Source organism: Deltaproteobacteria bacterium, assembly GCA_029210625.1.
GTDB lineage: Bacteria > Myxococcota > Myxococcia > SLRQ01 > SLRQ01 > JARGFU01.
Genome location: JARGFU010000017.1, coordinates 33,964 through 57,089, shown reverse-complemented (window position 1 = coordinate 57,089; position 23,126 = coordinate 33,964). Strand labels below are relative to the sequence as shown.

The window sequence follows — 23,126 nt, the reverse complement described above, 5'->3', positions numbered from 1 at the left end:
TCCGGAAGTGCCCGGGGGAGAAGGACCGTCGGAGGGTGTCGATCCTAGGGACAGCTCGCGTCGCGGGTCCGGAAGCGCGAGATCAGCTGGTGGCCGAGCTCGGTGCCGTCCTCGGCGGCGAGGGCCGAGGCGAGGACGATGGCGTACTCGGTGTCGGGATCGAGGGTGAAGCCGGTGAGCTGGGCGCAGGCGGCGTCCCCCGAGGCCAGCGCCACGGTGGCGCTGACGGCGCCCGCGGGTGCGCCGGCGGCGTCCACGGTCTGGAGGCTCACGTTCGAGCCGGCCGAGGCCGGGTCGAGGGCCTGGGAGAGGCAGACCGAGAGGGTCAGCCCCGGCCAGTCGGGATCGATGCAGGTGGCGCCGTCGTGGGGCGACCAGTTCACCACCGCCAGGGGGTCGACGACGTTGATGGTCGGCGACCCGCAGCCCACTACCCACAACACCCCCGAGAGGACCGCTGCCTTCTTGAGCATGGGCTCATGCTACCGCTCGCGGCGCCGCGCTGCCAGGCCTGGAAGCCGGATCAGCCCAGGCGGTGGACGGTCAGGCGCGTGATCCGGGGCCCCGCCTCGTCCTCCCAGGACTTCGGGTGGAGCCCGGCGGCGATGCAGCCGCCCCGCAGCACCTCCACCGGCGAGTGACCGGGGGGGGAGAGGTAGACCGCCCGGCGGTGGCCGCCCACGACGTGCACGCCCTCCCCCGGCAGCAGGGGCGCGGCCTCGCTCACCTGCTCGCCCTCGCGCACGAGGTAGAGCTCGATCGCGTCGATCGCGCCCTCGCGCCCGGCCGCGCCGAAGCGGGCGTCGGCCTCGAGGGCCAGGCGGCCGGCCTCGGCCACGGTCGCCCGGAGCTCCGCGCCCCCCTGCAGGCGGCCGGCGAAGCCCAGGGGCTCGCCGCCCTCGTCCCGCAGCCGCACCAGCGCACCCCACCCCTCGCCTTCCGGGAGGGGGCCGGCCTCGAGCAGGGCCATCAGCCGATCGTTCAGGGCGCTCATGGCCGAGGCAGCTCCCCCCGCTCGCGCCAGGCGAGGTAGTCGTCGAGGATCTGCCGATGGTCGAAGCAGAGCTGGGCGGGCAGCGCCTCGGCCGGGAAGAGCGCGAGGGAGGCCGCGTCGTCGTCGGCCACCGGCTCGCCCTCGGCCCGGCCGACGTAGACCGCGCTGACGGTGTGGAGGCGGGGGTCGCGGGCGGGATCGGAGTAGACCCCCAGCAGGCACTCGAGCTCGACGGTGAGCCCCGTCTCCTCCTTCGCCTCCCGCCGGGCGGCGTCGGGCAGCCGCTCGCCGTAGTCGACGAAGCCGCCGGGGATCGCCCAGCCGTGGGGCTCGTTCTTGCGCTCGATGAGCACGATCTTCCGCTCGGCGCCGAGCTCGATGATCACGTCCACCGTGGGGACCGGGTTCCGATGTCCTTCGATCATGTCGTCCTCGAGCTCGTCTCCGTGCCCCCTCCATACTGCAACTCGTAGAGCCGTGCGTAGTAGCCCCCGCGGGCCAGCAGCTCGGCGTGGGGTCCCTCCTCGACCACCCGGCCCTGATGGAGCACCACCACCCGGTCCGCCCGCTCGATGGTGGAGAGGCGGTGGGCGATGATGATCGCGGTGCGGTCCTCGAGGAGGGTCTCCATCGCCTCCTGCAGGAGGGCCTCGGTCTCGCTGTCCACGCTGGCGGTGGCCTCGTCGAGGACGAGGATCTCGGGATCCCGGATCAGGGCCCGGGCGAAGGCGACCAGCTGCCGCTCCCCCGCCGAGAGGTTCGAGCCGCGCTCGTCCACGGCCGCCTGCAGCCCCTCGCTGCGACGCGCCGCCAGGGCGTCGACCCGGGCGCCGCGAGCCGCGGCGGCGATCTCCTCCGGGGTGAAGGTCTCCTCGCCCAGCGTTATGTTCTCCGCCAGGGTCCCCTGGAAGAGGAAGGCGTCCTGCAGCACCACCGCGAAGTGGGAGCGCAGGGAGCGAGGGTCGAGCTCGCGGATGTCCCGTCCGTCGAAGGTGATCGTCCCCTGGGCGAGCGGTCCGCCGGGCTCGTAGAGGCGCAACAGCAGGCGGACGAGGGTGCTCTTGCCGGAGCCGGTGGCGCCCACCAGGGCCACCCGCTCGCCCTTGCGGACCTCGAGATCGACCCCGCGGAGCACCCGCTCCCGGCCGTCGTAGCTGTAGCTCACGCCCTCGAAGCGCAGGGCGTCGGCGAGGGGCGGGAGGGACTCCAGCGCTCCGCCCGGCGCGACCTCGGCGTCGAGGAGACCGAAGACCCGCTCGGCCGAGGCCATGGCCGACTGCATCACGGTGTACTTCGCCGAGAGGTCCCGGATGGGGATGAAGAACTTCTGGATGTACTCCACGAAGGCCACCAGCACCCCGAAGGTGAGGACCCCCGAGGCGATGTCGCCGGCCGCGTACCAGACGATGCCGGCCACGGCCACCGAGCCGATCATCTCCACCACGGAGTAGAGGAGCGCGTCGTAGCGGATGGCCAGGAAGTAGGCGTCCCGGTAGTCGCCGTTGAGCCGCCGGAAGACCCCCAGGTTGTGCTTCTCCCGCACGAAGGCCTGCACGACGCTCATGCCGGAGAGGTTCTCCTGCAGGTAGGTGTTGATCCGCGAGACCAGGGAGCGGGTCAGCCGGAAGGCCTCCCGGGCCCGGAGTCGGAAGGCGTTCACCAGGAAGGCCAGCGGCGGGACGACGGCGAAGGAGATCAGGGCCAGCTTCCAGTCGATCCAGAGCATCACCGCCACGATGCCCAGGAGGGTGACGAAGTCGGCGATCATCGTGACCACGCCCCCGGCGAACATCTCGGTGATGTTCTCGATGTCGTTGGTCATCCGGGTCATCAGCCGGCCGAGGGGCACCTGGTGGAAGGTGCGCTGGGGCAGGCGCTGCACCTTGGAGAAGACGTGCATCCGAAGATCGTTCGTCGAGCGCACGCCGAGGGCCTGCAGCTGGTAGAGCTCGGCGAAGGTGACCATCAGCTGCACCACGAGCGCGGCGATCAGCGCGCCGGCCAGCAGGCCCAGCCCCTCCAGCTTGCCCACCGCGATGTGCTCGTCGATGGCGATCTTCAGCAGGTAGGGCTGCGCCAGCTGCGCCGCCGAGGCCACCGGGATGAGCAGCATCACCAGGGCGAAGCGCTGGCGGTAGGGCAGTACGTAGCGCCAGAGGCGCCGGATCAGGCGGGCGTCGTAGGCCTTGCCGAGGACGGGCTCGTCCTCGAGGCCGCGGAGGGAGTCAAGCGACATCGGCGCCATCTCCCAGGGCATCGGCGGCCAGCGCCTGCAGGCTCGACTCGAGGCGCTGCCGCCGCCAGAGCTCGGCGTAGAAGCCGGAGCGCTCGAGCAGGGTCGCGTGGTCCCCCACCGCCGCGAGCCGGCCCTCCTCGAGGACCAGGATCGTCTCGCACTCCATCACCGCCACCAGCCGGTGGCTGACGACGACGCTCGTTCGCCCGGCGAGGACCTCCTCGAGGCCCGAGAGGATCCGGGCCTCGGTGTCGGCGTCCACCGAGGAGAGGGAGTCGTCGAGGATCAGCACCGCCGGATCCTTGAGGATCGCCCGGGCCAGGGCCACCCGCTGCCGCTGACCACCGGAGAGGGTCACGCCCCGCTCTCCCACCAACGTCTCGTAGCCCTCCGGGAAGCTGGCGATGTCCTCGTGGATCGCCGCCAGGCGCGCCGCCCGCTCGACCTCCTCGCGGCTGGCCTCGGGGCGGGCGAAGGCGATGTTGGCGTGGAGGGTGTCGGAGAAGAGGAAGGGCTCCTGGGGGGCGTAGCCCACCGAGCGGCGCAGCAGGCTCAGCGGCAGATCGTTGATGTCGATGCCGTCCACGAAGAGCTGGCCCCGGGGTACCTCCGCCAGGCGGGGGAGGAGGTCGACCAGGGTCGACTTGCCGCTGCCGGTGGGGCCGACGATGCCCAGGCGATGCCCGCGCTCGAGGCGGAAGGAGAGCCCCGTGAGGGCCGGGCCCTCGGCCCCGGGGTAGGTGAAGGAGAGCCCCCGGGCCTCGAGGCTCCCCTCGATGGCCTCGAGGGCGACGGGGTCCCGGTCCCGCAAGGTGGGCTCGGCGGTGAAGATCTCGTTGAGGCGCTCCATCGCGCTCAGCCCCCGCTGCCAGACCGAGAGCATCCAGCCCAGGGCGATGGTGGGCCAGGTGAGGTGGGCGAGGTAGCCGTTGAAGGCCACCAGGGCCCCGAGGGTGATCCGCCCGTCGATGACCGCGCTGCCCCCCAACCAGAGCACGACCAGGGTCTCGAGGCCGGTGATCAGGCCGAAGATGGGGACCATCGCCCCGCGGGTGAAGGCCAGATCCAGGCTGCGCTCGAGGAGGTGCTGGTTGCGGCCGGCGAAGCGCTCCTTCATCTCCTCCTGCAGGTTGTAGGCCTTCACCACCTGCTGGCCGGCGAGGTTCTCCTGCACGAAGGTCGAGAGGGTGCCCAGGCTCTCCTGGACCGCGCGGGACTGGCGGAAGAGGCGCCAGGAGAAGCGGCGCACCACCAGCAGGAGCAGGGGATAGGGGGCCAGCGCCGCCAGGGTCAGCCAGGGATCGATGGAGAACATCAGCCCCAGGCCCACGGTGTAGGCCACCGAGGTGTTGACCAGGTTGAGGATGCCCGGCCCGAAGATCAGCCGCACCTGCCCCAGGTCGTTCACCGCCCGGCTCATGACGTCGCCCACGCTCATCTGCTGGTAGTGGGCGGGAGGCAGGCGGGAGAGGTGCTCGAAGAGGGCGTTGCGGGTGTCGAACTCGATCTTGCGGCCGGCGTTGAAGATCACCACCCGGCTGAGGGTGCGCACGCCCCCCATCAGCACCGCGACCCCCGCGATGAAGAGGGCGTAGCGGCCCGCCTCCGCGGCCCCGCCCCCGGTGCCCCCCATCTCGGGGCTGGCCAGGGCGTCGATCGCCTGCTCGAGGAGCCAGGGAATCGAGAGCGCCAGGAGGTTGGTGGTCAGCAGCGCGAGGAAGCCCAGGACGAACTCCCCCCGGTAGCGGCGGAAGTCGTCACGCAGGCGCCTCGGCGCGTTGATGGACGGGGCAGACATGGGCGCTCTTCAGGCCTCGAAGCTGGGCCCGAGCTCGGGCCTCCGCCAGCTCACGGGCCGGCGGAAGGCCAGGAGGAGTGAGGGGCCGCCGGCGCTACTGGCAGAGATCCTGGCCCGGGAGGCAGACCTTGGTCGCGACGCAGCGGTGCTTCTGGAAGCCGGTCTCGGCGCAGCGAGTGTCGGTGGGGCAGTTGGTGTCGGCGGGCGCTCCACCCGAGGTGCAGTCGCAGACGTTGAAGGCCGCGTGGCACTTCTGCACGCCGTCGGCCGGGTCGGCCACGCAGGACTGGCCCGCGTCGGTGTTGCAGTCGTTGTCGCTGGTGCACTGCGGCCCGTAGGGGGCGTCGTCCACGCAGGAGCCTCCGGTGCCGCACTGGTCGGGCTGGGTCGGATCGCAGCCCGCGAAGAGGTACTGGCAGCCCCAGAGGGTCGGGCAGTCGGTGTTGGTCTGGCAGGTGGGGCTGCAGACGTTGTTCAGGCACTTCCCGGTGTCGCGCGCATCCTCGACCGGGTTCGAGCCCGCGCACTCGGCGTCGTCGCCGCAGGACTGACACCAGGGCGGGTTCGGGGCGATCACGCAGCCGTCGAGGGCCGGCTCGCCCTGCGGGGTCTCGGAGCCGTTGCAGGCCCAGGGATCGCAGGCGTCGCGGGAGGGGTTGCCCAGCACGTTGCGGCACTCACCGCAGCAGATGTTGTTGGGCAGGCAGGCCAGGGGGGCGCCGCCACGCTCGAGGCAGGTCATGGGCACGCAGGCGCCGCTGTTGTCACAGCGGTTGGGGAGCTTGCAGTCGGGGTTGCTGCCGTCGGCCTCGGTGCGCTCGGGGCGGCAGCGATCGAGGACGCAGGCGTGGCTGGTGAGCTCACAGAAGCCGACGTAGGGGCTGTCCTGCGGGACCTCGCACTCGATGTTGTCGATGCAGCCGTCGTGGCGGCAGCGCCAGTTCCCGCCGGTGTCCTCCTTGCAGATGAACTCCGGGTTGAAGTCGGCGCAGTTGTCGTTCTGCGGATCGCAGGGCAGGCGGCACTTCCCGTCCTCGTGACAGACCTGGTTGCTGGCGCAGGTCGAGTCGCCGGTCTCGAGGTCGAAGACGCAGCCCTTGGCGCAGGTGCCGGTGGAGAGGTTGCAGATCGGCCGCGCCGGCGGGCAGTCGGCGTCGGCGACGCAGGCGAAGACCGAGGCGCAGTCGCCGCCGGCCGGCACGCAGACGTTGTTGGCGTCGGGCTCGTAGCCCTGGGGGCAGCCGCGGGTGCCCGCGGGGGCCAGGCAGACCGTCTCACCGCCGTAGGAGACGCAGTCGGCGGGCCGGTCGTAGAGGGGGTGGTTGCCGCACTGCTCGTTCGACGCGCAGGGCTCGCAGAGGATGCGGCGCTCGCGGCAGATGCTGTCCGCCGGATCACAGACGCAGTCCTCGGGCCCGGTCATCCCGCAGCCCGCCCCGTCGGTGGGGAAGTTGCAGTTGGCGAAGCCCAGGGAGGGGTTGCAGGCGTTGCCGGCGATGCAGTCGCCGGTGGCGTCCTCGCAGATCTCACCGGTGTCGCACTCGTAGTCGGAGCGGCAGAGGGTGGGTCCGGCGTCGACGCCGCCGCCGTCGGTCCCGCCCCCGTCGCCCGAGGCGTCGGGGGTGCCGCCGTCCCCGTCGCCGTTGTTCTTGGGGCAGCCCGGGGCGAGGAGGAGTGCGCAGAAGAGCAGAGGGAGGGCGAAGCGGCGCAGGAGAACCATGAAGACGACCCTTTGCGAGGCGGGAGGTTTCACCCGTGAAAAAACCGGGGCAGTCCGGTCATCTTGGCAGTCCGGGAGGGGGTGTGCAACCATCCCCCGATGCAGCTTGAGATCCTCTTCTTCGCCGCGGCCCGGGACGCCGCCGGAGGCCAGAGCGAGGCCGAACTGGCCGTCGAGGAGGGCCTCGACGTGGGCGCGCTGCGGGTCCGGCTGGCGGCCGAGTGGCCCGGGCTCGAGCGCCTGCTGCCCCGCTGCCGGCTGGCGGTGAACGAGGACTTCGTGGACGACGACGCCCCCCTGCGGGAGGGCGACGAGGTGGCGATCATCCCCCCGGTGGCCGGGGGATGAGCGCGCATCCGGGCGCCATCGCCGTCCTCGACGCGCCGCTGGATCCGCGCGCGGTCGAGGCCTGCGTCACCGACGACGGCGCCGGCGGCGTCGTCACCTTCCAGGGGCAGGTGCGGCGCCAGAGCCGGGGCAAGCAGGTCGTGCGCCTGGAGTACGAGGCCTACCGGCCGATGGCCGAGCGGGTCCTGCGCCGGATCGCCGACGAGGTGGAGGCCCGCTGGCCGGGCGCCCGCTGCGCCATCCACCACCGGGTGGGCGTGCTCGGCCTCGGTGAGCTGGCCGTGGTGATCGCGGTGGCCGCGCCGCACCGGGCGGAGGCCTTCGAGGGCTGCCGCCACGCCATCGAGGCCCTGAAGGCCGACGTCCCCATCTGGAAGCGCGAGGTCTTCGAGGACGGCGCCGAGTGGGTGGGTCTGGGCCCCTGAAGGAGGAGTCGGCACCCCCGGTGACACTTTCCCGAAGCCCCGGTGTTGAAGGGGGCGAAAGGAGAGCCAACCGTGCTCAACCCCCGCTTCGACGCCACCCTCGCCCTCGCCCTCGTCCTCCTCACCTCCGCCGCCTGCCTCCCCGTGGAGCACGATCGCCGGTCCCAGGTCTTCGACGAGGCCCGTCCCGCCCCTCTCCCACCCCCGGGAGAGGGGCGTCTTCTCGTCAGCCCGCCTGCTGCGCCGCACGCGCCGGCGCGCTAAACCAGAGATCATGATTCCCGAACAGCGGATGGCGCCGCGGACGTGCCCGGATGCAAGGAAGGGTGAGGGAGCCTAGCCTTAGCTAGGTGACCGAGGCCTGACGCCGCAGGCGGGTGCGGCCTGCAAGCCGGGCGTGTTCGGGAATCATGATTTCTGGTTTAGGGTGGTGGAATGTTCGAGGCTGCGGAGGTGGGGCACAAGCTCTCGAAGGCCCAGTTCGAGAAGCGCGTGCCGGAGCTGAGGATGGGGCTGGTCCAGGCGCAGCAGGATGCTGCCGCGGCGGGCCGGCCGATCATCATCCTCGTGGCGGGGGTCGAGGGCGCGGGGAGGAGCCTGCTGGTCAATCAGCTGACCGGCTGGCTCGACGCGCGCACCGTCAACACCGTGAGCTTCTGGCAGCTCACGGACCAGGAGGCGGCCCGCCCCTGGGCCTGGCGCTACTGGCAGCAGCTCCCCCCGGGGGGGCGCACCGGCGTGCTCTTCGGCGGCTGGTACACCGACCCCATCAATGGCCGGGGCTTCGAGGAGCTGGACGAGGCGAGCTTCGAGCGGCGCCTGCACCAGATCGCCGACTTCGAGCGCACCATCAGCGACGGCGGCGCGATCCTGGTGAAGCTCTGGCTTCACCTCTCCGCCGACGCCCAGAAGAGGCGCCACAAGGAGTCGAAGAAGAAGAACTGGACCGTCTCGCCGATGGCGAAGAAGTACGCGAAGCACTACGAGCGGATGATGGCCGCGACCGAGCGCGCGATCCGCATCACCGACACCGGCGCCTGCCCCTGGCACGTGGTCGAGTCGACCGATCCCCTCTACCGGGACATCACCGCCGCCGAGCTGATCCTCGAGACCACGCGCCGGGCCCTGGACCACGCCGCCGAGAAGCCCTCCCGGCCCTCGGGGGATCCCTCCGCCGAGGCCGGGCACACCATCCTCGACACCGTGGACCTCTCGGCGAAGCTCACCAAGAAGGGCTACCGCTCCCGGCTGGCCGCCGCCCAGACCCGGCTGCAGGCCCTGGGCTGGGAGCTCTACCAGCAGCGCATCGCGACGGTCTGCGCCTTCGAGGGCTGGGACGCCGGCGGGAAGGGCGGCGCCATCCGCCGCCTGATCTCCCCCATCGACGCCCGCCTCTACCGGGTCGTCCGGATCGCCGCGCCCGAGGGCGAGGCGAAGCTGCAGCACTACCTCTGGCGCTTCTGGCGCGAGATCCCCGCGGACGGCATGGTGCGGATCTTCGACCGCTCCTGGTACGGGCGGGTGCTCGTCGAGCGGGTGGAGGGCTTCGCCACCGAGACCGAGTGGCGGCGCTCCTTCGGGGAGATCAACGCCTTCGAGGACCACCTCATCGACCACGGAATCGTGCTGTGCAAGTTCTGGCTGCACATCAGCAAGGAGGAGCAGCTGCGCCGCTTCGAGGAGCGGCAGGCGACCCCCTGGAAGCAGTTCAAGATCACCGACGAGGACTGGCGCAACCGGGAGAAGTGGGGCGCCTACGAGGCCGCGGTGAACGAGATGGTCGATCGCACCAGCACCCACGATGCGCCCTGGACCCTGGTGGCCGGAGACGACAAGCGCCACGCGCGGGTGCAGGTCCTCGAGACCGTCATCGAGCGCATGGAGGCGGCCCTCGAGAGCCGCGGCAAGCGCAAGAAGGACGCCCGCTCCCGCAAGAAGGCCCCGGGGAAGAAGGCCGGAAAGTAGACCGGGGAGAGCCCATGGATCCCAAGCACATCCTCCTCTTCCGCCACGGGATCGCCATCGAGCGGGGAGAGCCGGGCTGCCCTCGCGAGGACGCCGAGCGCCACCTCACCGAGCGGGGCCTCGAGCGCACCCGGCAGGCGGCCCGGGGGCTGGTGCTGGCCTCCGGCGCCCCGGGGCTGATCCTCTCGAGCCCCTACCTGCGCGCCCGCCAGACGGCCGACCTCCTGCGCGAGGCCTGCGGCGAGGCCGAGGTGGAGCAGCTCGAGAGCGCCCACCTCGAGCCCTTCGGCTCGATCCCGCAGTCCCTCACCCTCATCGCCGAGCTGGAGTGCCGGATCATCGCGGTGGTGGGTCACGCCCCCCACCTCGACCTGCTCCTGGCCGGGCTGCTGGGGCGCGCGGATCCCGCCTGGCGCCTCAAGAAGGCCGGCGCGGCCCAGGTGGAGTGGCACCCGGGGGGCCCCGGCCACCTCCTCGCCCTCCATCCTCCCCGGGTGCTGCGTCACCTGGCGGCGAACGCCTGAGGGTTCAGCGCCGGCCCGCGAGCTCCCAGTAGGCCAGGAGGCGCCGGGCCTCGGCCGCCGGGGGATCGACGAAGAAGAAGGCGCCCTCCTCCAGGGCTCGGGTCTCCAGGGCCCGCTGCCGGGCCTTCAGGAAGCGCAGGTAGGCGCCGCGCGCCCGGGGCTCGAGGCCCAGGCGCCCACCCTCCTGCCTCACGCGCTGCCCCAGCACGGTGAGGTCGTGGTGGTCCCCCAGGCACTGCCCGAGGGCCTTCACCCGCTCGAGGCGGGCGGCCAGCCCCGCGGGCCAGGCGCCCTGGAGCAGGCGCAGGTGGTAGCCGTGGTACTTCACCCGCTTGCGCCAGCCGTGGAAGGCCTCCTCGCCGGGCGCCTCCTCGCAGCGGGCGAGCTCCCGCCGCCCCCGGGCGTAGGTCCGGCGCAGACCGCGGCGCAGGGTCTTGCGGCCCGAGCCCCGCAGCTCCCAGCCGGCCATCCGCTGCCGGGCCTCGTCCATCGCGTGGGCGAAGGCGCCGAGCCGCTCCTCGAGGTGCCCGGGGTCGGCGCGCAGGGCCTCCCGCCGGGCGCGCAGCCGGCCCACGAGGGCCGAATGACTCCGGCGCAGGCCCGGCGTGCCGAGCGTGCCCTCGAGGGCCTCGCAGGCCTCCAGGAGGGCGTCGTCGTCCCGCCACTCGGCGAGCAGGCGTGAGGCGTCGCGGAAGGCGGCGTTCTCGCGGCGGTAGACCGCCTCGCCGAGCGCGGGGCGCAGCAGCCGCAGGAGGGCCCGGACCTTCTTGCAGCGCTTGCGGACCTCGTGGACCAGCTCGTCGGCGGGCAGGTCGCGCGCCGCGAGCTCGTCCAGGTTCGCCTCCACCTGCTCCCGGGCCACCCGCCGCAGCTCGGGGAGGAGCGGGCGGCCGGGCACCAGCTCGAGCGCCCCCACGCCGGGGGCCTTTTCCGCGACCTCGCTCATGGCATCGCCAACCCGTACCGAATGTTACCCCCCGCTCCAGATCTGTGCCTATGCTCCTGGGGTTGGACTCGAACGAGATTCGCAACAAGGAGATCAGCTGGCTCTCCTTCAACGAGCGCCTGCTACAGGAGGCCGAGAACCCCCTCGTCCCTCTCGAGGAGCGGATCCGCTTCCTCGGCATCTTCTCCTCCAACCTCGACGAGTTCTTCCGGGTGCGGGTCGCCACCCTCAAGAGGCTGGCCAAGCTCGGCAAGCAGGCCCGCAAGTACGTGCCTCACGATCCGGCCACGGTCCTCAGGCAGATCAACCGGATCGTCCTCGAGCAGCAGCGGCGGCGGGACGCCGCCCACACCGCCACCCTCGAGGCCCTGGCCGCCGAGGGCATCCACTTCGTCGACGAGAACACCCTCGACGAGGCGCAGACCGACTTCGTCCGCACCTACTTCGAGGAGGAGGTCCGGCCCACCCTGATGCCGGTGATGCTCGACCAGGTCGCCGACGTCCCGGACCTAAACGACTACGACATCTACTTCGCCTGCCGCCTCCACCGCTGCCGCCCGGGCAAGCGGCCGCTCCACGCCCTCATCCGGCTGCCCACCGACCTGCTCCCCCGCTTCGTGCAGCTCCCCTCGAAGAGCGGCGCGACCCTGATCTGGCTGGACGACATCATCCGGCACCGCCTGGTGGTGCTCTTCGCCACCCTCGGCGTGGATGAAGCCGAGGCCTACACGATCAAGCTCACCCGGGACGCCGAGCTGGACATCGACGACGACGTCTTCGAGAGCTACGTCGACAAGGTCGCCAAGAGCCTGGAGAAGCGGAAGGCGGGCGACCCGGTGCGCTTCGTCTACGACCGCTCGATGCCCGACGACACGCGGCGCCTGCTCACCCGCAAGCTGGGGCTCAAGGGGAGCGACAGCGACTTCCTGCCCGGAGGCCGCTACCACAACCTCAAGGACCTCATCCGCTTCCCGGCCGTGGGCAAGGCCAACCTGCGCTACCGCCGGCACGTGCCGGCGCCCCACCCCGCCCTCGAGGGCGCCAGCAGCATCCTCGCCCGCATGCAGCGGGGCGACGTCCTGCTGCACTTCCCCTACCAGTCCTTCACCCACGTCATCGACCTGCTGAGGGAGGCCTCGATCGACCCGAAGGTGCGGTCGATCCAGATCACCCTCTATCGCCTGGCCTCGCAGTCTTCCGTCATCAAGGCCCTCATCAACGCGGCGAAGAACGGCAAGGAGGTCACGGCGGTCATCGAGCTGCAGGCTCGCTTCGACGAGCAGGCCAACATCCACTGGTCCGAGGAGCTGCAGCGCGAGGGCGTCCGGGTGATCCAGGGGGTGCAGGGCCTGAAGGTCCACTCCAAGCTGATCCTCGTCACCCGGCGCAGCAGCAAGGGCGACGACCTCCACGCCTGCATCGGCACCGGAAACTTCAACGAGACCACCGCTCGCCTCTACAGCGACCACGTCCTGCTCACCACCAACCGCAAGATCACCCGGGAGGTGGCGAGGGTCTTCGAGTTCCTCACCGGCACCTACGAGGTCTCGGGCTACCGCCACCTGCTCGTCTCACCCTTCAACGCCCGGCGGAAGTTCGATCGCCTCATCTGCCAGGAGATCGAGAACGCGAAGGCCGGCCTGCGCGCCCGGATCACCGTGAAGCTCAACAACATCACCGATCCCGAGCTGACCCACCGCCTCTACGAGGCGGCCGAGGCCGGGGTGGAGGTCGAGCTGATGGTCCGCGGGATGTTCTCACCGGTCATCGCCGGCAAGAAGCGCAAGGCCCGGATGGAGGCCACCGGCATCATCGATCGCTTCCTCGAGCACAGCCGGATCCTGGTCTTCTTCAACGGCGGCGACGAGAAGGTCTACCTGACCAGCGCCGACTGGATGCCGCGCAACCTCGACCGCCGGCTCGAAGTGGGCTGCCCGATCTACGACGAGGAGATCAAGAAGGAGCTGCTGGCCTTCCTGGACTTCCACCGGCGGGACACCCAGAAGGCGCGCCTCCTCCACGGCAAGCGGCTGAAGAACGAGCTGCGCAGCGAGGTCTCCGGCCGCCGGATCCGCGCCCAGGAGTCCCTGCGCCTCTGGCTCAAGAGCGGCGGCTAGCCGCCAGGAGGGGGAGCGGAGCTCTCCCCCGCGAATGAGATCCGACGACCCCGGGCAGAAGCGCGCGAAGGCGGCGCGAAGCCGCCGCAGCGCAGCGGTCCCGAGTACACGCTGGCTCGCCCTGGGGGGGCCCGCGGGGGGGAGCGGAGCTCTCCCCCGCTAGTACGCCTCTATATCGGCGTCGGAGAGCTCGTCCTCGGAGAAGCCCCCCTCGTCGTCGCCCTCGAAGTCGAGGGTCCAGTCCCGGACCTCGAACTTCAGCACCCCGGCCTTCACCATCGGATCGCCCTGGGCCAGGGCCTTCATGTCGGCCTTGGTCGCGCCCTTCGGGCCGAGCGCCAGCACGAGGTTCTTGCCCTTCACCGAGCCGACGTGGGTCACCTGCTTCGCCTTGAAGGCCTTCTTGAAGTAGACGACGTGCTTGGCGAAGCCGGTCTGCAGGCGGATGCCGGTGCCGTAGTTCCAGGAGGACCCCGGCTCGAAGAAGACCAGGTAGCGGGTGCTGGTCTTGGCGGCGACGGCGGTGGCCGCGCTCCCGGCGATCGCGCCGAGGGTCGCCACGGCGACGAGGAGGGTGACGAGCTTCAGCTTCTTCATGGCGGTACCTTCTGGCGCTAGCCGATCCGGCCGACGATCGCTCTCGCGTGGGCGTCGGCCTCCCGCAGCACCCGATCTCGGTCGAGGGTGAGGAAGACCCCGTGATCGAACACGATCTGGCCGTCGATGGCCACCGTCTCGACACAATCCCGGCCCGCCGAGAAGACGAGCCGACTGTAGATATCCTGCCCGCCGGGCAGGGTCGCGGGGCGCTGGAGGTCGAGCACCGCCAGGTCGCCCCGCTTGCCCACCTCCAGGGAGCCCACCTCCTGCTCCAGGCCGAGCGCGCGCGCCCCCCCGAGGGTGGCGGCCTCGAAGACCTTGCGGGCCGGGAAGCCGGCCGGCCCCACCCGCGGCAGGTGGATGAGCGCCATCAGCCGCATCTCCACCCACTGATCGAGGTTGTTGTTGCAGGGCGCCCCGTCGGGGCCGAGGGCGACGTGCACGCCGAGGGCCTCCAGCTCGGGGATCTTCGCCAGCCCCGAGCCCAGCTTCAGGTTGCTGGAGGGGCAGTGGAGGAGGTGGGTCCCCGTCTCGGCGAGGATCCGCTGCTCGCGGGCGGTGAGCCAGACGCAGTGAGCCAGGGCCACCCGCTCACCGGTGAGGCCGAGGCGGTCGAGGTAGGCGACGTTGTCCAGGCCGCTGCGCTCGCGCACCGCCGCCAGCTCCTCCTGGCTCTCCGAGGCGTGGGTGTGCACCCGGGCCCCGTCGGCGCAGCGCTCGGCCACCCCCTGCAGCAGCTCCTCGGTGCAGGAGAGGACGAAGCGGGGCGCGTAGGCGTAGCGCAGCCGGCCCCCGGCCTCGCCCTCCCAGCGCTCTCGCAGGCGGTCGCTCTCCTTCAGGGAGTCGGAGGTCTTCTCCCGGAGGCCCGCCGGCAGCCCCCGCCGCACGTCCATCATGGCCTTCCCGCCGGTGAGTCGGAAGCCGGTCTCCTCGGCCGCCTCGAAGATGGCGTCGGTGTGGCGGACGGTGCCCATGTCCAGGCAGGCCGTGGTCCCCCCGGCGATGAGCTCGGCGATGCCCAGCTCGGCGCTCACCCGCAGGCTCTCGGGGTCGTGCGCCGCCTCGAAGGGCCAGATCCGCTCGCGCAGCCAGTCCAGGAGCTCCAGCTCCTCGGCCTGTCCCCGGAAGAGGGTCTGGCAGAGGTGCACGTGGCTCTGGATCAGGCCCGGGATGAGGATCTTGCCCCGGCAGTCCACGGGCCGCTGCCCGTGCCCGGCGGCCAGCACCTCGCCGGGGATCTCCCCCAGCGCGACGATGCGGCCGTCCCGGACCAGGAGGTCCCCCTCGAGCACCCGCCGCTCGGGGTCCATCGTGACGATGGTGCCGCCGGAGAAGAGCAAGTCCATGGATGCAGCCTTGTAGCCCCAATCCGGGGGTGAGGGCTACCGGATCGGGGGAGCCCCCGCCTAGTCTTCCAGGCTCTTCTTCTGGAAGCGGACCGGGAGGAGGGTCGTGAGCTGGAGGCGGGCGCGCTCACCCTGGGGGTTCACCAGCACGACCCGCAGGTCGGTCTCGAACTCTGCCAGGGTCTGCAGGCAGACGCCGCAGGGGGGCGAGGGGGGGGAGCTCTGGGTGGCGACCGCCACCATGGTGAAGTGCTGGTGCCCCTGGGCCACCGCCCGGGCCACCGCCGTCCGCTCGGCGCAGATCGAGAGGCCGTAGGAGGCGTTCTCGACGTTGCAGCCCCCGACGATCTCCCCGCTCTCGGTCAGGAGGGCGGCCCCCACCAGGAAGCCGGAGTAGGGCGCATAGGCCTTCTTCCGGGCCTCGAGGGCGGCCTCGACCAGGGTGTCTTCCAGGGCCCGGAGGTCCGGGGTGCCCTGCTTTCGCTTGGCGCTTGCCACGGAGGTCATGGTACGCGGGGCCGGATCCGCGAGCCATTATTTTTCTTCGTGCTATTAACGGTGCGGCCATGTGGGACAAACTCGAAAACGTCGAGCGTCGCTTCGACGAGCTGACCGAAAAGATGTCGCAGCCCGAGCTCGCTGCGAGGCCAGGTGAGTTCCAGGCCGTCGCCAAGGAGCGCGCCGGGATCGAGCCGCTGGTCCTCAAGCTGCGCGAGGCCCGCGCGGTCCTCCAGCAGATCAAGGACGCCGAGGAGCTCCTCGAGGCCGAGAGCGACCCGGAGATGCTGGAGATGGCGCGAGAGGAGCTCTCCGAGCTGCGCGCCAGCAAGGAGAACCTGGAGAAGGCGCTCGAGGTCCTCCTCCTGCCCAAGGACCCGTACGACGAGAAGAACGTCATCCTCGAGATCCGGGCCGGCACCGGCGGCGAGGAGGCGGCCCTCTTCGCGGGCGACCTGATGCGGATGTACCTGCGGCTGGCCGAGCGCCACCGGTGGAAGGCCGAGATGCTCTCGGTCTCCGAGAGCGATCGCGGCGGCGTGCGGGAGGCGATGATCCGGCTGGCCGGAGAGGCGGTCTACTCCCACCTGAAGTTCGAGAGCGGGGTCCACCGGGTGCAGCGGGTGCCCGAGACCGAGAGCCAGGGGCGGATCCACACCTCGGCGGCCTCGGTGGCCGTCCTGCCCGAGGCCGAGGAGGTCGATCTGAAGATCGATCCGAGCGACCTGCGCATCGACGTCTACCGCTCCAGCGGGCCAGGCGGGCAGAGCGTGAACACCACCGACTCGGCGGTGCGCATCACCCACCTCCCCACCGGCATCACGGTGGCGATGCAGGACGAGAAGAGCCAGCACAAGAACAAGGCGAAGGCGCTGATGGTGCTGCGCTCGCGCATCCTCGAGGCCGAGCAGCAGAAGGCCCACGACGAGCGCGCCGAGATGCGCCGGAGCATGGTGGGCACCGGCGATCGCTCCGACAAGATCCGCACCTACAACTTCCCCCAGGATCGCCTCACCGATCATCGCATCGGCCTGACCCGGCACAACCTCGACGGCGTGCTCGACGGAGATCTCGACGACGTCATCGTCGCCTGCCGCACGCACTTCCAGGCCGAGGCGCTCAAGGCCTCCCGTCCGTGACCGCCGGCTCCCCCGCGGGCAGCTGGACGGTGAAGGAGCTGCTGGGCTGGACGACGCCCTTCTTCGAGAAGAAGGGGGCGAGCAGCCCGCGCCTCGACGCCGAGCTGCTCCTGGCCGAGGTGCTCTCCTGCGAGCGCCTCCAGCTCTACCTCGATCACGACCGCCCGGTGGACGAGGACGAGCGGGCCGCCTTCCGCCGCCTGGTCGAGCGCCGGGCCGCCGGCGAGCCGGTGGCCTACCTCCTGGGGCGGCGCGAGTTCTACGGCCGGAGCTTCCGGATCGACAGCCGGGTGCTGGTGCCCCGCCCCGAGACCGAGCTGCTGGTCGACGCCGCCCTCGCCCTGATCCCCGGTGGTGGGCAGGACCCGGTGCTCGATCTCTGCAGCGGCAGCGGGTGCATCGGCGTCACCCTCGCCGCCGAGCGCCCCACCCTCTCGGTGGTGGCCGTGGAGCTCTCGCCGGACGCCGCGGCCCTGGCCCGCGAGAACGCCGAGCAGCTCGGCGTGAGCGAGCGCTACGAGCAGCGGGAGGGCGACCTCTTCGAGGCCCTCGCCGAGGGCGAGCGCTTCGCGGCCCTGACCGCGAACCCGCCCTACATCGCTCCGGCGAGCTGGGAGGGCCTGCCCCCGGAGGTGCGGCACGAGCCGCGGATGGCCCTGCTGGCCCCGGAGGAGGGCCTCGCCCTCTCCCGGCGGATCCTGCGGGAGGGCAGAGCCTTCCTCCTCCCCGGAGGGCACCTCCTCCTCGAGCACGGCGAGGAGCAGGGCCCGACCCTGCGCGCCGAGGCCCTCGCGCTCGGCTGGAGCGCAGCCGAGGTCCGGCGGGACCTGGCGGGACACGATCGGCTCCTGGTGGCGCGGGCCTGACGGCCCCGTCAGTGTCGGCGTTGACACGCACGGATCCCCGGGATAGAGCCAGAGCGCCGTGATTTCGCGGCCTTGCGTCACCCCGCCCCTCGGGCCCGGGCTGGCACTCGCCTTGCGATTCGAAGACAGGAAGATGCTCCAGACCACCCAGACCGCCGTCCTCGACTCGCTCACCTCCACCCGGGAGAGGTCCCGGCCGGGAGCCCAGGCGGGCCCCCTGCGGACCACGGGAGGCCCGCTGCAGATGGATCGGCTGAAGATCGAAGGTGGACAGCCCCTCTCCGGAACCGTTCGCACCAGCGGGGCGAAGAACGCCGCCCTGCCCATCCTCGCCGCCACCCTCCTCTGCGAGGGGGAGCACGAGCTGCGCAACGTCCCCGATCTCGCCGACGTCCGGACGATGATCCGCCTGCTCTCGCGCTGCGGCGCCTACGCCCACCGCGGCAGCGGCCGGGCGAAGGATCGGGTGATCGTGGAGGTCGACCGCGACGTCCTGCCCGTCGCCGAGTACGACCTGGTGAAGACCATGCGCGCCTCGGTGGTGGTGCTCGGCCCCCTGCTGGCCCGCTGGGGCCGGGCGCGGGTCTCGCTGCCCGGCGGCTGCGCCATCGGCGCCCGCCCGATCGACCAGCACCTCAAGGGGCTCGAGGCCCTGGGCGCCCGGATCGAGCTGGCCCACGGCTACGTCGAGGCCCAGGCCCGGCGCCTGACCGGCGGCCGGGTGGCCTTCGACATGCCCACGGTCACCGGCACCGAGAACGTGCTCATGGCCGCCGTCCTGGCCCGGGGCAGCAGCGTCCTGGAGAACGCGGCGCGGGAGCCCGAGATCGTCGACCTCGCCGACTTCCTCCGGGGCCTGGGCGCAAAGATCACGGGTGACGGCACCGGCCGGATCGAGGTCGAGGGGGTCCAGCCCGGGGATCTGCGCCCGGCACCCCACGCCATCCTCCCGGACCGGATCGAGGCCGCCACCTTCGGGGTGGCCGCCGCCATCACCGGCGGTGAGGTCACCGTGGCCGGCTGCCGCCCGGAGCACCTCGGCGCGGTCCTCGACCGCCTCGAGGAGGCGGGCGCCCGCGTCCAGCGCGGCGCGGACAGCTTCACGGTGAACGCGCCCCGCCGGCCCCGCCCGGTGCAGCTCCGCACCGCGCCCCACCCCGGCTTCCCCACCGACATGCAGGCCCAGCTCATGGCGCTGTGCACGGTGGCCTCGGGCGACTCCTCGATCCAGGAGACGGTCTTCGAGAACCGCTTCATGCACGTCTCGGAGCTGGCCCGGATGGGCGCGAGGATCCAGGTCGACGGCCGCACCGCCATCGTGCACGGCGTGAAGTCCCTCTCGGGCGCCCAGGTGATGGCGACCGACCTGCGGGCGAGCGCCAGCCTGGTCATCGCCGCGCTGCGCGCCGAGGGCCCGACCACCGTGCACCGGGTCTACCACCTCGACCGGGGCTACGAGCAGATCGAGAAGAAGCTGCGGGGACTCGGCGCGAACATCCGGCGCCTGCGCGCCCGCTGATCGCCGGTCGGCGCGAGGCCCCCAGGAGGCGGCTTGAACCGGCCGCGCGCGCCTGGGTATGCTTCGTCCAGCACCGAGGTCGAGCGACGGCTCGTCGCCCCTGGGTGCGAGGAGGAACGATGGACTGCCCGCAGTGTAGCGGTATGGAGATGGAGGAGCTGGCGACCGAAGACGATCTGGTCTTCGCCCGCTGCTCCGAATGCAACGGCGTCTGGATCGACTCGGGTGAGCTCTCGCGGGCCCTCCTGCGCAACCGGCTGCCCGGCCTCGACGCGCTCGGCGGCCGGGTGAACCTCGACGAACCCGCCGGGACCTGCGCCGAGGATCTCGCCGACCTGATGGTCATCGAGGCCTCGACCAACCACGCCTACCCCTACGCCATGTGCGAGGTCTGCGGCGGGGTCTGGCTCGACAATGGCGGCGAGGGCTTCCAGGCGGAGGGGGCCGACCCGATCCTGGACGAGATCCTCGAGTACTTCCGCGGCTTCGCCGCGGCCGTTCACTGAGATCGAGTCAGAACCTGTCCCGGTACTGATCGGGGACGATCGTCTTCTTGCCCGCGACCCTGCCCTTCAGGGTGAGGGTCTGCATCGGCTCCCCCATGTCGTCCTCGACCAGGGCGTGCTTCACCCGCGCGGCCAGGGGCGGGCCGCCGCCGCTCAAGGTCAGCTTCTGGCCGACGAGGGTCCAGCGCCCGTTGATCGCGAAGCCCTTCAGGTCGGGGTCGTTCGGCCGCAGGACGAAGCGGTAGCTGCCGTCGTGGCGCAGGGTGAGGAACTTCTCGGCGGCCCCCGCGGGGCCGGCGACCCAGGCGCCCTGGATCTTCGAGGCCAGGCCCTTCCACTTCGGATAGGACGCCGCCCCCGAGAGGGGCTTGCCGCGGGCCACGAAGATCAGGTCCGAGAGGCAGACCATCTCGCCCTCGCCGTGGACCTCGGCGATGCGCAGGGTGACCTGATCGGCGGTGATCGGCGGATCGAGGCGGACGACCTGCTTCTTCTTGTCGTCCTCCAGCTGGACCTCCCGCTGGTACTCGGGCTCGAGCAGGATCAGCTTCGCGACCCGGGCGCTCTTGCCGAAGGCGGCGGGGCTCCGGCCGTCGCCGTTGACCAACCTCAGCTCCCGCGCCTGGGCCTTGCCGGTGAAGCCGACCGTGAAGGTCGACTCGGCCAGCGAGTCGGTGGCGAAGCAGGCGACCGTCTGCGCCTTTCCGTCGAGGAGGTTCCCCGGGTAGAAGCGCGCCGGCGCCTTGTCCGACTGCGCCCAGGCCTCGCCGCGGATCCAGGCCACCTTCACCGGCGGGGCAGCCCTCGCCGGTCCGGGCCAGAGGAGCACCCCGGCCGTGAGAGCGAAGAGAGCGAGCACCTGCTTCCCCCGTGCTGCCATGCCCGAGAGCCTAGCAGGTGGCCGGCGGCAGACCCAGGAATCTACCCTCTTGACGCCTCCGGTGGCCCCGCCTACCTTCCCCCCCTCGATGCGGGAATAGCTCAGTTGGTAGAGCATCAGCTTCCCAAGCTGAGGGTCGCCGGTTCGATTCCGGTTTCCCGCTCCAAGGAGGGTCAGTCGTTCGACTGGCCCTCCTTTTTTCGAGCGCCGGCTGTCTGCCGAAGGCAGACGGCAAGCAACCGGCGTCAGCCGGTCGCCGTCAGCGGACGTAGACCTGGGTGAAGAAGTCCTCGGTGGCGTTGGCGCCGTACTCCCGGAAGGAGGCCTGGCCGCCGTCGACGCAGTAGTACCAGGTGCGTCCGTCGATCGAGACGGTGCCGTTGGTGGCGCTGTAGGCCGCCGTGTCCTGGGTGGCGCTCACCACGGTGACGTCGCACTCGCAGGTGATCACCGCGTCGGAGCAGGAGACGGTGGTGACGTAGGGCTGGAGGGTGCTCTCGATCGTGCCGCAGCCCATCAGGGCGCAGACGTCGGTCTTGGGGAAGGAGAGGCTGATCGAGGCGGTGACGTCGATGTCCCGCGCCACCAGGCCGACCCCCGGCCCGTCGAAGTGGAGGGAGCCGGTGTACTGGAAGGTCTCGGCGGTGACGCTGGCGGTGGCACAGGCCTGGCGGACCGTGTCCTGGAAGGAGTCCCCGGAGCAGGCCTCGGCGAAGGTCCAGGCGCCGGTGAGCACTCCGCCGCAGGCGTCGCCGGCCCCCATGGTCGGGTTGCAGCTGACCGCACCGCAGGAGGGCGGGGTCCCGGGGACGCAGACCTCCAGGGTGGCCGCGCAGTCCTCCTGCATCACCCAGTCGGTGCCCACGCACTGCTGGCTGTCGTTCTCGTGGCAGCGCCACTCTCCGGCGCTGCAGGTGGTCGGGCAGGCCGTGGGGCAGGAGCCACCGCAGTCGGTGCCCTCCTCGTCGCCGTTCTGCACGCCGTCGGTGCAGGTGGCCCCGCCGCCCCCGTCGGTGGTGCCGCCATCCGTCGTCCCTCCACCGTCGCTGGCGCCACCGTCGCTGGTACCACCATCGCTGCCGCCCCCGTCGGTCACCGAGCCGTCCGCGCCGCCGTCGCCTCCGCTGTCGTCGACCGGGCCGCAGGCCGGCGAGGCGAAGAGGAGCAGGGTCGAAGCGAAGATCGGAAGCAGGATGCGCCGCATGGTTCCCTCCCGTGGCTGCGGGTCACGGGGGAGAGGATCGCACAGCGGCGCCCCGGGGCGCCAACCCCCTTCAGTCCTCCAGCGGCAGGTGGAGCCGCCAGCGCCCCTCCTGGAGGCGCATCTCGAGCTCCACGGTCTCTCCGCCCGGATCCTTCACCCGCAGGCGGGCGACGCCCCCCTCACGGGAGAGCTCCTCGATCGACTCCACCTCCCGGATCATCTCCAGGCCCTGGCCGAAGATCAGCGCCTTGCCGTCCCGGGGAGGGGTCTCGCCGGCGGCCAGGAGGGCCTCGCGCACGGCCGCCACCATCACGTCGGCGGCCTGGCGGGTCTCGGGGGTGAGCCCCTCCCAGGCCCGATCGTGATCCCCCGCGGCGGCGGCGGCGATGAAGGCCCGCAGGCTGGCCTCGGGCGAGGGCGTGTCGTCACAGGCCGGGAGGAGCGCGATCCCCAGGAGGAGCGCCGCGGGAAGGATCCGCGAGGCCCACCGGCGGCGCATCAGGCCCCGATCTCGACTCGATTGCGGCCCTGCTCCTTCGCCCGGTAGAGCGCGGCGTCCGCCACCCGGAGCAGATCGTCGTCGTTCTTGATCGTCTCGTCGGGGATCGCCGAGACCCCCACCGAGATGGTCACCCCGACCGGCTTCGCGAGGCCGTCGTGCTCGAACTTCGCCTCGGCCACCGACTTGCGCAGGCGCTCGGCCACCTCGGCGCCCCGCTCGAGGGGCGTCTCGGGCAGGACCACGACGATCTCCTCCCCGCCGTAGCGGGCCAGGATGTCGACCTTGCGCAGCGCGGCGGTCAGGACCTTCGAGACCCCCTTGAGCACGGTGTCGCCCACCTGGTGCCCGTGGGTGTCGTTGACCTGCTTGAAGTGATCGATGTCGATCATCACGCAGGTCAGCGGCGAGCGGTAGCGATCGGAGCGCTGGAACTCGTAGGCGAAGCGCTTGGTGAAGAAGAGCCGGTTGTAGAGCCCGGTGAGGGTGTCGGTCATCGAGAGCTCGTGGAGCTTCTCGTTGATGTCCTGCAGCCGGGCGTTGGTGGAGATCAGCTCGTCCTGCAGGCTCTTGATCCGGAGCATCGAGCGGACGCGCGCCGCGAGCTCGAAGAGGTTCAAGGGCTTGATGAGGTAGTCGTCCGCGCCGAGGTCGAGGCCCTCGACCTTGAAGGAGGACTCCTCGCGCGCGGTCATCAGGATGAAGGGGATGAAGGAGAAGCGCCGGTTGTTCTTCAGGATCCGGCAGACCTCCAGCCCGTTCATCTTGGGCATCTCGACATCGCAGAGGATGATGTCGGGGAGGTTGTCCCGCACCGCGGCCAGGGCGGCCTCGCCGTCGTTGGCGGAGAGGAAGTCGTACCCGGAGCCAAGGCCTTCCTGGATGAAGCGGATCGCCGCCGGGTCGTCGTCGACGACCAGGATCTTGCGCCCGTTGAAGTCCTGGGAGGTGGGCAGGCCGGTTGCTGAGATGACGGTCACCCCTAGAGTCCTAACT

General features: G+C 71.4%; 22 protein-coding genes, 1 tRNA gene and 1 pseudogene. 10 read left to right on the top strand and 14 right to left on the bottom strand.

The genetic code is table 11. The annotated features are described in order from the left end of the window. Window positions 1-44: 44 nt before the first annotated feature. From P1V51_16495 to P1V51_16470, 6 genes are all read right to left on the bottom strand, one after another. Window positions 45-473 (bottom strand): hypothetical protein, encoded by a 429-nt coding sequence (locus tag P1V51_16495; protein ID MDF1564644.1) that lies wholly within the window; start codon window positions 471-473, stop codon window positions 45-47. A 50-nt stretch (window positions 474-523) separates the two neighbouring features. Beyond that, window positions 524-994, bottom strand: coding sequence for a hypothetical protein (locus P1V51_16490; GenBank protein MDF1564643.1), 471 nt, complete (start codon window positions 992-994; stop codon window positions 524-526). Continuing rightward, window positions 991-1,419: an NUDIX hydrolase gene (locus tag P1V51_16485; protein ID MDF1564642.1), complete on the bottom strand. Its 429-nt coding sequence runs from the start codon at window positions 1,417-1,419 to the stop codon at window positions 991-993. The genes P1V51_16490 and P1V51_16485 overlap by 4 nt, the downstream gene beginning before the upstream one ends. Continuing rightward, on the bottom strand, window positions 1,416-3,230 hold the full coding sequence (locus P1V51_16480; GenBank protein ID MDF1564641.1) for an ABC transporter ATP-binding protein: 1,815 nt from the start codon (window positions 3,228-3,230) through the stop codon (window positions 1,416-1,418). The genes P1V51_16485 and P1V51_16480 overlap by 4 nt, the downstream gene beginning before the upstream one ends. Continuing rightward, window positions 3,220-5,028: an ABC transporter ATP-binding protein gene (locus tag P1V51_16475; protein MDF1564640.1), complete on the bottom strand. Its 1,809-nt coding sequence runs from the start codon at window positions 5,026-5,028 to the stop codon at window positions 3,220-3,222. Before P1V51_16475 ends, P1V51_16480 begins: the two co-directional genes overlap by 11 nt. A gap of 94 nt (window positions 5,029-5,122) precedes the next feature. Next, window positions 5,123-6,748, bottom strand: a complete 1,626-nt coding sequence (locus P1V51_16470) for a hypothetical protein (GenBank protein MDF1564639.1) — start codon at window positions 6,746-6,748, stop codon at window positions 5,123-5,125. 99 nt (window positions 6,749-6,847) lie between these two features. On the opposite strand from P1V51_16470, the pseudogene moaD reads away from it, so the two are divergent. The 4 genes and pseudogenes from moaD to P1V51_16450 all read left to right on the top strand — a co-directional run bounded on the left by moaD (window position 6,848) and on the right by P1V51_16450 (window position 10,010). Further along, window positions 6,848-7,521 (top strand): annotated as a pseudogene (gene moaD, locus P1V51_16465) (molybdopterin converting factor subunit 1). Window positions 7,522-7,593: 72 nt separating this feature from the next. After that, window positions 7,594-7,785, top strand: coding sequence for a hypothetical protein (locus P1V51_16460; GenBank protein ID MDF1564638.1), 192 nt, complete (start codon window positions 7,594-7,596; stop codon window positions 7,783-7,785). 171 nt (window positions 7,786-7,956) lie between these two features. Then, window positions 7,957-9,486, top strand: a complete 1,530-nt coding sequence (gene pap / locus P1V51_16455) for a polyphosphate:AMP phosphotransferase (GenBank protein MDF1564637.1) — start codon at window positions 7,957-7,959, stop codon at window positions 9,484-9,486. 14 nt (window positions 9,487-9,500) lie between these two features. Further along, window positions 9,501-10,010 carry a histidine phosphatase family protein gene (locus tag P1V51_16450; protein ID MDF1564636.1) on the top strand — a complete coding sequence of 170 codons (510 nt, stop codon included), beginning with the start codon at window positions 9,501-9,503 and terminating at the stop codon, window positions 10,008-10,010. Window positions 10,011-10,014: 4 nt separating this feature from the next. On the opposite strand, the gene P1V51_16445 is transcribed toward P1V51_16450, so the two are convergent. Next, window positions 10,015-10,956 carry a CHAD domain-containing protein gene (locus P1V51_16445; protein MDF1564635.1) on the bottom strand — a complete coding sequence of 314 codons (942 nt, stop codon included), beginning with the start codon at window positions 10,954-10,956 and terminating at the stop codon, window positions 10,015-10,017. Between the two features lie 62 nt (window positions 10,957-11,018). Here P1V51_16445 and ppk1 point away from each other — a divergent pair, with 62 nt between their 5' ends. Then, entirely contained in the window at window positions 11,019-13,073 is a 2,055-nt protein-coding gene (gene ppk1 / locus P1V51_16440) for a polyphosphate kinase 1 (GenBank protein ID MDF1564634.1), read from the top strand. Between the two features lie 159 nt (window positions 13,074-13,232). Here ppk1 and P1V51_16435 read toward each other — a convergent pair whose 3' ends face one another. From P1V51_16435 to cdd, 3 genes are read right to left on the bottom strand one after another with little or no spacing between them, the layout of a single operon-like run. Beyond that, the gene (locus tag P1V51_16435) at window positions 13,233-13,670 is read right to left on the bottom strand and encodes a hypothetical protein (protein MDF1564633.1); all 438 of its coding nucleotides are present in this window, start codon (window positions 13,668-13,670) and stop codon (window positions 13,233-13,235) included. A gap of 17 nt (window positions 13,671-13,687) precedes the next feature. Then, window positions 13,688-15,019 (bottom strand): 5'-deoxyadenosine deaminase, encoded by a 1,332-nt coding sequence (locus P1V51_16430; GenBank protein ID MDF1564632.1) that lies wholly within the window; start codon window positions 15,017-15,019, stop codon window positions 13,688-13,690. 60 nt (window positions 15,020-15,079) lie between these two features. Further along, window positions 15,080-15,517: a cytidine deaminase gene (gene cdd / locus P1V51_16425; GenBank protein MDF1564631.1), complete on the bottom strand. Its 438-nt coding sequence runs from the start codon at window positions 15,515-15,517 to the stop codon at window positions 15,080-15,082. Between the two features lie 68 nt (window positions 15,518-15,585). Between cdd and prfA the strand changes: the two genes are divergently transcribed. From prfA to P1V51_16405, 4 genes are all read left to right on the top strand, one after another. Further along, complete coding sequence (gene prfA, locus P1V51_16420) at window positions 15,586-16,656, top strand: peptide chain release factor 1 (protein ID MDF1564630.1); 1,071 nt, start codon at window positions 15,586-15,588, stop codon at window positions 16,654-16,656. After that, window positions 16,653-17,522, top strand: a complete 870-nt coding sequence (gene prmC / locus P1V51_16415) for a peptide chain release factor N(5)-glutamine methyltransferase (protein MDF1564629.1) — start codon at window positions 16,653-16,655, stop codon at window positions 17,520-17,522. The genes prfA and prmC overlap by 4 nt, the downstream gene beginning before the upstream one ends. Before the next feature lie 244 nt (window positions 17,523-17,766). After that, window positions 17,767-19,041 carry a UDP-N-acetylglucosamine 1-carboxyvinyltransferase gene (gene murA, locus P1V51_16410; protein ID MDF1564628.1) on the top strand — a complete coding sequence of 425 codons (1,275 nt, stop codon included), beginning with the start codon at window positions 17,767-17,769 and terminating at the stop codon, window positions 19,039-19,041. Window positions 19,042-19,160: 119 nt separating this feature from the next. Next, window positions 19,161-19,547: a zf-TFIIB domain-containing protein gene (locus tag P1V51_16405; GenBank protein MDF1564627.1), complete on the top strand. Its 387-nt coding sequence runs from the start codon at window positions 19,161-19,163 to the stop codon at window positions 19,545-19,547. A gap of 7 nt (window positions 19,548-19,554) precedes the next feature. Here the strand turns inward: P1V51_16405 and P1V51_16400 are convergent, their stop codons facing one another. Beyond that, window positions 19,555-20,427 carry a hypothetical protein gene (locus tag P1V51_16400; protein MDF1564626.1) on the bottom strand — a complete coding sequence of 291 codons (873 nt, stop codon included), beginning with the start codon at window positions 20,425-20,427 and terminating at the stop codon, window positions 19,555-19,557. A gap of 90 nt (window positions 20,428-20,517) precedes the next feature. Between P1V51_16400 and P1V51_16395 the strand changes: the two genes are divergently transcribed. Next, a tRNA-Gly gene (locus tag P1V51_16395) sits at window positions 20,518-20,593 on the top strand. A 93-nt stretch (window positions 20,594-20,686) separates the two neighbouring features. Here the strand turns inward: P1V51_16395 and P1V51_16390 are convergent. From P1V51_16390 to P1V51_16380, 3 genes are all read right to left on the bottom strand, one after another. Beyond that, a complete protein-coding gene (locus P1V51_16390) occupies window positions 20,687-21,631 on the bottom strand; it encodes a hypothetical protein (GenBank protein ID MDF1564625.1) in 945 nt (314 codons plus the stop codon). Window positions 21,632-21,701: 70 nt separating this feature from the next. Next, window positions 21,702-22,130, bottom strand: coding sequence for a hypothetical protein (locus tag P1V51_16385; GenBank protein ID MDF1564624.1), 429 nt, complete (start codon window positions 22,128-22,130; stop codon window positions 21,702-21,704). Continuing rightward, window positions 22,130-23,110, bottom strand: coding sequence for a diguanylate cyclase (locus P1V51_16380; protein ID MDF1564623.1), 981 nt, complete (start codon window positions 23,108-23,110; stop codon window positions 22,130-22,132). The genes P1V51_16385 and P1V51_16380 overlap by 1 nt, the downstream gene beginning before the upstream one ends. Between the last annotated feature and the right edge of the window lie 16 nt (window positions 23,111-23,126).

Excerpts from the sequence above, each read along its gene's own strand:
- P1V51_16495 (MDF1564644.1), bottom strand. The coding sequence starts at position 473 with ATGCTCAAGAAGGCAGCGGTCCTCTCGGGGGTGTTGTGGGTAGTGGGC.
- prfA (MDF1564630.1), top strand. The coding sequence starts at position 15,586 with ATGTGGGACAAACTCGAAAACGTCGAGCGTCGCTTCGACGAGCTGACC.
- P1V51_16450 (MDF1564636.1), top strand. The coding sequence starts at position 9,501 with ATGGATCCCAAGCACATCCTCCTCTTCCGCCACGGGATCGCCATCGAG.
- P1V51_16430 (MDF1564632.1), bottom strand. The coding sequence starts at position 15,019 with ATGGACTTGCTCTTCTCCGGCGGCACCATCGTCACGATGGACCCCGAG.
- P1V51_16405 (MDF1564627.1), top strand. The coding sequence starts at position 19,161 with ATGGACTGCCCGCAGTGTAGCGGTATGGAGATGGAGGAGCTGGCGACC.
- pap (MDF1564637.1), top strand. The coding sequence starts at position 7,957 with ATGTTCGAGGCTGCGGAGGTGGGGCACAAGCTCTCGAAGGCCCAGTTC.
- P1V51_16485 (MDF1564642.1), bottom strand. The coding sequence starts at position 1,419 with ATGATCGAAGGACATCGGAACCCGGTCCCCACGGTGGACGTGATCATC.
- P1V51_16475 (MDF1564640.1), bottom strand. The coding sequence starts at position 5,028 with ATGTCTGCCCCGTCCATCAACGCGCCGAGGCGCCTGCGTGACGACTTC.
- P1V51_16445 (MDF1564635.1), bottom strand. The coding sequence starts at position 10,956 with ATGAGCGAGGTCGCGGAAAAGGCCCCCGGCGTGGGGGCGCTCGAGCTG.
- P1V51_16400 (MDF1564626.1), bottom strand. The coding sequence starts at position 20,427 with ATGGCAGCACGGGGGAAGCAGGTGCTCGCTCTCTTCGCTCTCACGGCC.
- P1V51_16390 (MDF1564625.1), bottom strand. The coding sequence starts at position 21,631 with ATGCGGCGCATCCTGCTTCCGATCTTCGCTTCGACCCTGCTCCTCTTC.
- P1V51_16490 (MDF1564643.1), bottom strand. The coding sequence starts at position 994 with ATGAGCGCCCTGAACGATCGGCTGATGGCCCTGCTCGAGGCCGGCCCC.
- P1V51_16470 (MDF1564639.1), bottom strand. The coding sequence starts at position 6,748 with ATGGTTCTCCTGCGCCGCTTCGCCCTCCCTCTGCTCTTCTGCGCACTC.
- P1V51_16435 (MDF1564633.1), bottom strand. The coding sequence starts at position 13,670 with ATGAAGAAGCTGAAGCTCGTCACCCTCCTCGTCGCCGTGGCGACCCTC.
- murA (MDF1564628.1), top strand. The coding sequence starts at position 17,767 with ATGGATCGGCTGAAGATCGAAGGTGGACAGCCCCTCTCCGGAACCGTT.
- P1V51_16385 (MDF1564624.1), bottom strand. The coding sequence starts at position 22,130 with ATGCGCCGCCGGTGGGCCTCGCGGATCCTTCCCGCGGCGCTCCTCCTG.
- P1V51_16480 (MDF1564641.1), bottom strand. The coding sequence starts at position 3,230 with ATGTCGCTTGACTCCCTCCGCGGCCTCGAGGACGAGCCCGTCCTCGGC.